At 58.3% G+C, this 1207-nt stretch carries 1 protein-coding gene; it reads right to left on the bottom strand.

Annotated elements, in window-relative coordinates:
* Positions 1–1207 (bottom strand): Ig-like domain-containing protein (locus CIK80_RS15280; RefSeq protein ID WP_257011797.1); only part of this gene is annotated, 1207 nt, incomplete at both ends.

Here is a 1207-nt window from a genome sequence, read left to right as displayed (position 1 = left end):
CCATTGGTTAAGGCAGGGTCAAGCACAGCCGTAAAGGCACCGTCTACAATTATGCCTTCAATCACACCATTTGGGGTGGTGATGACAACCGCAGCCCCTTCTTCACCCGTGACGGTCACTGAGTCGCCAGCATCATTGATGATGACCTCTGGCGCATCAGGCGCGGTGATGTCTAGGGCATTGTCTGTGCCTGGATCGGATACGTTACCCGCATCATCCGTTAATGTGGCACTGACCTCTTCGCCATTGGTTAAGGCAGGGTCAAGCACAGCCGTAAAGGCACCGTCTACAATTATGCCTTCAATCACACCATTTGGGGTGGTGATGACAACCGCAGCCCCTTCTTCACCCGTGACGGTCACTGAGTCGCCAGCATCATTGATGATGACCTCTGGCGCATCAGGCGCGGTGATGTCTACTATAATATTGGTAGTCGCGGTGGAAGTGTTCCCTGCAGTATTTGTAGCCGTCGCTGTCAACGTTTCCGCACCTTCACCCATGGCGTCCACGTCGGCTTGATCGACAAGAACACTCCAGTTGCCATCGGCATCGACAAGGGCGGTACCAATGAGCGCCCCTGCGCCATTGGTCAAGGTGATAGTATCCCCTTCTGTGCCTGTTCCTGTGACGGTAAAGCCTGCAGCGGCCTCAGCGTCATTGATGATGTCATCGCCTGCAATTGGCGTATCAATCGTTGGGGCATCAGCATCAGCATCAGCATCGGCATCGGCATCAGCATCGGCATCGGCATCGGCATCGGCATCAGCGTCGGCATCGGCATCAGCGTCGGCATCAGCGTCGGCATCGGCATCGGCATCGGCATCGGCATCTGCATCAGCATCGGCATCGGCATCGGCATCGGCATCGGCATCAGCATCAGCATCAGCATCAGCATCAGCATCTGCATCTGCATCAGCGTCGGCATCAGCATCGGCATCGGCATCTGCATCGGCATCTGCATCTGCATCGGCATCGGCATCAGCGTCGGCGTCGGCATCGGCATCGGCATCAGCGTCGGCGTCGGCATCAGCGTCGGCATCAGCGTCGGCATCGGCATCGGCATCAGCGTCGGCATCGGCATCGGCATCGGCATCAGCGTCGGCATCGGCATCGGCATCAGCGTCAGCGTCGGCATCGGCATCGGCATCGGCATCGGCATCGGCATCAGCGTCGGCATCAGCGTCGGCATCGGCATCGGCATCGGCAT

It is taken from the genome of Psychrobacter sp. JB193 (assembly GCF_002285555.1).
Classification (GTDB): domain Bacteria; phylum Pseudomonadota; class Gammaproteobacteria; order Pseudomonadales; family Moraxellaceae; genus Psychrobacter; species Psychrobacter alimentarius.
The sequence above is the reverse complement of the archived record's forward strand: the minus strand, read 5'-3'. Positions and strand labels throughout refer to the sequence as shown.